Here is a 6,805-nt window from a genome sequence, read left to right as displayed (position 1 = left end):
TCAAATAAGTATTGGAAAGAGCGGTATGGATACCACAAACGTTCACTCTCAGAAACAGCGATGTATCGAGTTAAACAGTTGCTAGGAGGGAAACTGAGCTTAAGAAATTACAATGCCCAGGTGGGTGAAACTTACGCGATGATAAAAGCGTTGAACAAGCTTACTGGGTTAGGTATGCCTGAAACTTGTCGTATTGATTAAGAAATACGCGAAACGGGGTAGTTCTATCTTTAAATTTAATTACGCAACAAAGCCCAAGGTAACTTCAAATTCATGATCCAAATTTACATTCACAGCCTCAGCAACAGGTAAGCTCTCAACAGACGAAGCAATAAATAATCTTGGTTTTCTCAATTTAGTTTCCCCTTGCTTGATTGAATGCTAACGTTACTAAAACGGCTAAACCTCTTTTTTTATGCAACCATAATGCTATCTTTTATTAAGCGCTTCAACTAGCAATCAATAGGTTAGTGATAAAGAAGGGATATTAGATTGATAGATTTAGTAGCACTGACTGAACACTTACAAAAAGTGAGCTAGAACCTTGTAAGTAGCACCGCTGCCATTGGAATGAATGGAACAAGTAATTTGGATTCTTAGCAATTCTTAACCGATTTAAGAATTCTTAAAAAACAGCCGAAATTTTAAGAATGCCACCATGCTGGTGAAATGACACGAGCCATTGACTACTCAGTATGCAGCATGTCTGCTGTTTCCGTATGGGTTGTTAATTGCTGTTCTAGACGCCTGTTTTCCTGAGTCAGCAAAGCGACTTTGTTCTCTAAATCGCTAAGATTCTTCTCTAAAAGACGGTGGTTAGCTGAAAGTTCACTTTTTTCATTTCTGAGAGTGTCCAATTGATTATCATACTTATTCAACAAGTCTTGGATGGATTGTAGCTGAGTCGACGTTTCAATAAGCCGTTCTTTCGCTTCCTCATGTTGCTCTAACAGGGCTGCGTGACAGGGTTGAAGCTTATCAAGCTCATTCGTGACATGATTCAACTTTACCATTACTTCCGCATAGGTCGTTTCCATTCTCGCCAGCTTAGCTGTCAGTTCTGTGATGGTATTTTGTTGAGTTTCTGTGCTTTCCGTTGCTTTGTTAAGAGATTGGGTCAATTGGCTATTACTTCTTACCAGCCCAGATATCTCTTGCTTTGAAAGAACAAGCTCCGTTTCCAGTAATTCGATTTGTTCTTCAAGCAGCTCATTGTGTTCGACTTGTTTTTGTAGACGCGCTTCTAAATCAAGACTGTCTTCGTCCGCTATCTCCTTGGCTTTTATCGCGGCATCGGATTGGATATTTAACTCTCTAGTGCGGGCATCCATCAGCGCTTCATAATGAAGTTGTGCTTTATTATTCAATCCGATAGTCATGTCCCGAAGTGATTTGCATACTTCCTGCTCTCTGATGGATAGCATTTCTTGAATCTCAATCGGCAGTTCAAAAGATTCCCGTAAAGGCAGCTTGTCTGAACCGTCCTTATCGCTGATCTGTACTGATAATTCTTTTGGTACTTTCCCATCTTTGATTAACCGCTCAAGATCTGCCTGAATTGACGAGATTTTTCCCCGTGCGAGGATGTCTTTGATGCGCCAGCCCGTAGGCTTTTTGCCCTTGGCCAACAATTGAGTGGCAATAGTTATAATGTCTTCTTCTGTGTAAGATTTTGGCCTAGCCATATTGTTTACCTTTGTTTTAGTTATTATGAAGGTTAGTTAGTAAAGTAAGTTAGCCAGTTAACTAACTTACTTATTTTGGAGTTTTATCAATGCTCTGGTTCGCTAACTGGTTATCGGACTCTTGCAGCAGAGCAATCTCACCTGTCATTTTGTCTGCCAGCTCAGGTGGCAGGTCTAACATGGAGTTCAGGGCTGAAGACAAATATTCACTCTGTTGTTTCATTACGCCTTTGTCTCTGGCATTAATAGAAAGTAGTACTTTCTTAAATATATCAACTAGCTTTGGTACTAGTGCCTGCATTAAGTTCTGTGTAAGCGTGCTCAGTCGTGAAGATTCCGCTTTCAGGTCGGATACTTCTATTTGAATCGTGTCTCGCTCAACCTGTAGCTGACTTAGCTGTACTTGTGCCTGAGCAGTATCATCTGTTAGCTGAATCAGTTGTTGCTCGACTTTTGCTTGTTCACCTAACAAATTCTCGTGTTTCTTTTCTGTCAGCTCAATCTTGTCTTGAATCAGTTCTAACTGATGCGTGTGATAGTTATGACTGCGCTCCGTTTTAGGAAGACGGGCCTCTCTGTTCATCTTCTTGCGTCGCTTAGATCTCCGTTCGGTTTCAGGCGCAAACACTACATTAAGCCCCTTCGCGTGAAATAAGTGTTCATTTACAAAGTCTTTCACCATCTTCTGGAAAAATCGTCCGAAGTCTTGTGATTCCTCACGAGTAAGCTTTCCGTTTTTCGGGAAGAAGTTTTTCACCGAGTACACTCGATGGATGTACTCATTGACTACCTGTATCTGCCGTTTATGCAGGTCGAACTCACCTGTTTCATTATTACGCCCAGAGAGAAAATAGTGCGGGTGGCAACCTGTATTCTGTTCAATACTGCGTTCATCATCGTGCCCGATGATGGCTTTGATAGGGTACTGTGGGAAATGGTAAGTCAGGAACTTTCGCGTTAATTCAATGTACTCTTTCAGACTTACGGTATCTGAGCCCACCTGCCACTGATGCGGTACTTTGAAGATGCCTTCCTGCAAATAAACAGCATTTGTTGGTGCACGGCGATGAACCTGATTGTGCGCGTTCAGATAGGTCTCCAGCATTTTAATACGCTGCTTTTTCCGTTGCATCGTGAGCCTTCCAAATTTATCTACCTTGGAATACGAGACATGACCATCAGTATCAAGAACGGCCTGAAGAAACTCAGCAGCCTCGGTATTGTCAGTCTTTAATTCACTGACAATCGCCTTTTTCATTTTCTGCTTGTATTGCCGATGCTGAGTCTGAAGCCGCTTTTGATTTTTGATGCGCGGAACTGGTGCGATTCGATATAGCAGCTCCATACGCGTCTCTTCCGACCACGTATCTAATTGTGATAGCCTGCCGTTACACCAGATAAGATTGTTAGCCGACAACGCGTCATTCCATTCCAGCTTTTTAGTTGGTTTAGCCATTGCCTGTGAATCTGCGAGAGTGGAGGTTATCCTGAGCGAATGCTTGAGTGATGCCTCACATTTCAGGCGACTATCTGACTGGGATGTGTAGTTATTCTTACTATGATATTGATGGATATCCTGGTTCATTCTGACCTCCCCAGAGGGCAGGTACAGAGAGAGTCAAGAGAGACTTCTCTTGCCCGTAGCTCACGTTCATCTTTTGCGAAGCAAAAGTGTGACGGGAGCGCAACGGGTTGCTGTACCGATCCACTTTTCAAGTGGTCGGTATTGGCACGCTTAGTGCCAAATTTGGCAACGGTATTGCCATGTGTGGCACTGACAATGCCACACATGGCAGGTCGGAGAATACTCATAAAGCGCCTCCGATCACACCTTGGATGAGAGCTTGAAGCTCAGGTCTATCTTGCAGAGCATTCGCTAACGCCAATACATCTTGTGATACATCAGAAGGAGCCTCAACGGATGTAGCTTCAGGATGTCCAAGTACATCCGCCAAATGATCCGCAGCGGCATTGGCATAATCAGGAGCATCCGCTCGCATCCATCGGCCATAGTGCTTATCAATCATATGAGTGCCAGTATGACCCATTTGACCAGCAAGCCATTCTTTGCTGATACCAGCGGTGAGGTTTTGACTCGCAAAAGTATGGCGTAACTGGCCAACACCACGGTGTTGAACTTCTGCTTTTTTCAGAAAAGGAGTGAAGAAGGTTTTGCTAAATTGTTTAGCATTTAAGAACGGCTGGTACGTCTTGTTGTTATAAAATACAAACCGAATTTTCTCTTTAATCCACGTTTTACTATCAGCTTGTAAAACAGAGATGGTGCGTACCCGTTTTGAACCAGTAAGTTTTACCTGCTCTTTCAGAACCGTTATTGCCAGTTCATTAAGTTCTATCGTTCGAACTGAACCTGATGTTTTTGGAGTTTTATAATCGTTTAATACTTTTGCACGACGAACATAAAGTTCTCTGCGTTGCCAGTTAATATCTCCCCAACACAATGCTATCAATTCGCTGATTCGCAGACCTGTTAGTATATTTAACAACACAGCATTTTTACCGTTAAGACATTCAACAGTAGCGTCATTTAGTTTTTTGATTTCTGCTTTGCTGAGCGGTGTAGGCTCTTTGTTAGTGACAGTTAGGTTTTCAATTCCGTCCATAGGATCACGCACTATGATCCCATCACGCATTGCACGCTTGAACACCGCCCTGAGAATAATGAGGAATTCATTAATCGATTTGTTGCTGTATTTGCGATGAAATGAGGTGATTAGGTCGTGAATATCACTGTGTCTAACCTCTGTTATCAAACGCTTCTTAAAGTATTTTTTGAGCTTTTCCGCCTTACTTCTGTCCGATCGGAGTGTAGACGGTGCGACGGTATGTACACGGCTTTCAATGAATTTATCGATGACGACATTAACTAATGTCGGATTGCTGGTTTCCACGTTATTTGTACTTAGGCAGCTTGTTGCTGCTCTTCTATTTGATAACAGCATACAGGCCGAAGAAGTAAAAGTCACATATGAAAATATTAATAATATTAGTTAGTTATTATAATATTTTGACTTGTTGTTTTTTATCAATGAGTTGGTTTTTTGAAGTTAATTTGTGGAGGCAAAGCCCTTCATCAGAAGTGGTGCAATCAAGGGCTGTATTTGGGAAAGATACGGGAAGGATGAGGTTAACTGACTCGTTGTTGGACAAAACCGTTTAGTTGCTTTGCTCTAAACGGCTTCAATCAGACTAGAAAAAGTATCTTGAAACCTTAAACGTTTGTTATGTGAAATTTCTAAATAGTTCATCTTGCTTTTTCATTTGCAACTCGAGCTCTTCCTCTGTTATGTCAGGTAGAGAATCAAACCATTGGCTTACTGAAGCTATATTTGGGTCACTATCTATTAGCGTCTTTATGAGGGTATTAAATCTATCTGGAATTAGGCTAGTAAGCCTGTCAGATTGAAAAGAATTATAAAAACCAGACATTGGGGCGTTAAGGCCGAACTTGCGTTCCAAATCAAATCCAACCAATAGTACTGGGTTGCTCAACGCAACCATTAAAGCTATTAGCTCTACGGTTTTTACATAGTAAGAAAGGCTTAGACTGCATGCTTTTTTGTCAAAATGAGGAATACTGACCCCTGAAATAAAAGAGTATCGAGGTGATATTTCGCTAGAGCTATTTTTTACCCCTTTAACGTGAATTACATCGCATAGCTCCCAATAGTGTCCCAATAATGACTCAGTCCATGATACTGCCCCATCACAACTACTATACTGACAAGCGTCTTCAATAACCTTCAACGCACGCTTAAAGTTTGGAGTAGACCTGTCCGACTCCATCCACTCCTTTGCCTTCTCTTGCTCGACATTATCTAAAACGAAGAAACTACCAGTAACTACCAGTTCAATAGCTCTTCTCAGGGAGTCAAACGCATTTTTGTAGTTTCCCTCAAAAATTACCGTTAAGCACGAATCCAATTCATGAGCCGCTTCAATCCAAGGGAAAATACCTACTTTTTGTAAATGATCAACCCTTGCTGATGGGGCTTCCATTAGTTCATATTTACAAAACAGCTCCGCATGCTCCAGTTTTTCGAGATGTTGATACTCACCATAAATATACTCTGATGTCTCAGACAAAACGACTTCAACGCTAGATTTCAACAAGTCTCGCCTTGCCTTAAATCTTTCTCGTGGTAATTCAAATGGATTCAAACTTTTCCCCTTTCACATAACGCCAGCTTAAACCGCAGACAACGCACAAAACAAGCCGCTGCATACGCCTTAAACACTAAATTCACCGTAAACCAAAAATGCCACGCGTTGTTTGTCGGTTTGAAGCTTTTGTTAGCTTACTACAACAAAGTAAACGAAAAACTGGTATTAGAAATATTTTTCGTAGTTATCAGTCTGTCAGGTAAATCCACACCTACAGCTTCTGAATACTTATCAATGACTTTGTCTATTCTTTCTTTCGTTACAGTTGGGTAGATCCCCAAGCACCACATGCTGCGCAGGTCATTCTCGGATTGCTTGAGTTTCCAGATTTTTTGGATATCCGCCATCATGCCTTTGACACACGACGCAGCACTCTGGTTTTGCTTAATCTCAAGCGCAATATAGCTACTGCGTGAGCTCCGCTTCTTTCTTATTAAAAAGTCTATATACATTCGTTCTTGGTAACCCGACATTCTTTTATCGATCGAGTACCCTAATTCTCGAATAATTTCGCTAACATTTTTATGCTGCTGCAAAAAGCTCGCAAATTCGATCTGGAACCAAATTTCCCATCCTGTAAATTCATGCTGGTTTATCAAATTAAACTTATTTTGCACTTCCTCTTGTTCAAAGAAGCTTTCCACTAAACTTAGAACAAATTCAAAGTCATCTTTCACAGCTATAATTACCCTCGTGTAAGCTAACGCTTTATAGACGGACTTTTTCCGTCTTTGCATTCCGTCTATGTTGCTGCCATTTATTATGAGACTCAACCAATATCAAGCTGTTATGTGAATCGACATATAGTTATGGGGGCGAGTTACGGAAAAATTCCGTATAAGATATCAAAGTACGGATTAGATTAACTTGGTCTGTAGGTGTACTGGTCAGGTGTTCCGTTCGCAAGTTCTAAGATGATGTATGGAATCCACTCC

General features: G+C 41.3%; 5 protein-coding genes and 1 pseudogene. 1 reads left to right on the top strand and 5 read right to left on the bottom strand.

Going from position 1 to position 6,805, the window contains the following annotated elements:
• Positions 1–201: pseudogene (locus AACT19_RS23260) on the top strand (IS5/IS1182 family transposase); the annotation flags it as partial.
• 485 nt (positions 202–686) lie between these two features.
• On the opposite strand, the gene AACT19_RS23255 reads toward AACT19_RS23260, so the two are convergent.
• From AACT19_RS23255 to AACT19_RS23235, 5 genes are all read right to left on the bottom strand, one after another.
• Positions 687–1,685: a hypothetical protein gene (locus AACT19_RS23255; RefSeq protein ID WP_076648984.1), complete on the bottom strand. Its 999-nt coding sequence runs from the start codon at positions 1,683–1,685 to the stop codon at positions 687–689.
• 70 nt (positions 1,686–1,755) lie between these two features.
• Positions 1,756–3,141 (bottom strand): hypothetical protein, encoded by a 1,386-nt coding sequence (locus AACT19_RS23250; protein ID WP_242658974.1) that lies wholly within the window; start codon positions 3,139–3,141, stop codon positions 1,756–1,758.
• Positions 3,142–3,493: 352 nt separating this feature from the next.
• Positions 3,494–4,597: a tyrosine-type recombinase/integrase gene (locus AACT19_RS23245; RefSeq protein WP_076648978.1), complete on the bottom strand. Its 1,104-nt coding sequence runs from the start codon at positions 4,595–4,597 to the stop codon at positions 3,494–3,496.
• 331 nt (positions 4,598–4,928) lie between these two features.
• Positions 4,929–5,867 (bottom strand): hypothetical protein, encoded by a 939-nt coding sequence (locus AACT19_RS23240; protein ID WP_076648976.1) that lies wholly within the window; start codon positions 5,865–5,867, stop codon positions 4,929–4,931.
• A 140-nt stretch (positions 5,868–6,007) separates the two neighbouring features.
• Complete coding sequence (locus AACT19_RS23235) at positions 6,008–6,547, bottom strand: hypothetical protein (protein ID WP_083717902.1); 540 nt, start codon at positions 6,545–6,547, stop codon at positions 6,008–6,010.
• Positions 6,548–6,805 lie beyond the last annotated feature (258 nt).

It is taken from the genome of Vibrio sp. 10N.222.47.A9 (genome assembly GCF_963872585.1).
In the GTDB taxonomy this organism is placed as follows: domain Bacteria; phylum Pseudomonadota; class Gammaproteobacteria; order Enterobacterales; family Vibrionaceae; genus Vibrio; species Vibrio splendidus.
Note: the sequence above shows the minus strand (reverse complement) of the source record. Positions and strands in the feature narration are given on the sequence as shown.

Bases quoted from the DNA above. Each gene is read 5' to 3' on its own strand.
- AACT19_RS23255 (WP_076648984.1), bottom strand. From the start codon at position 1,685: ATGGCTAGGCCAAAATCTTACACAGAAGAAGACATTATAACTATTGCC.
- AACT19_RS23250 (WP_242658974.1), bottom strand. From the start codon at position 3,141: ATGGCTAAACCAACTAAAAAGCTGGAATGGAATGACGCGTTGTCGGCT.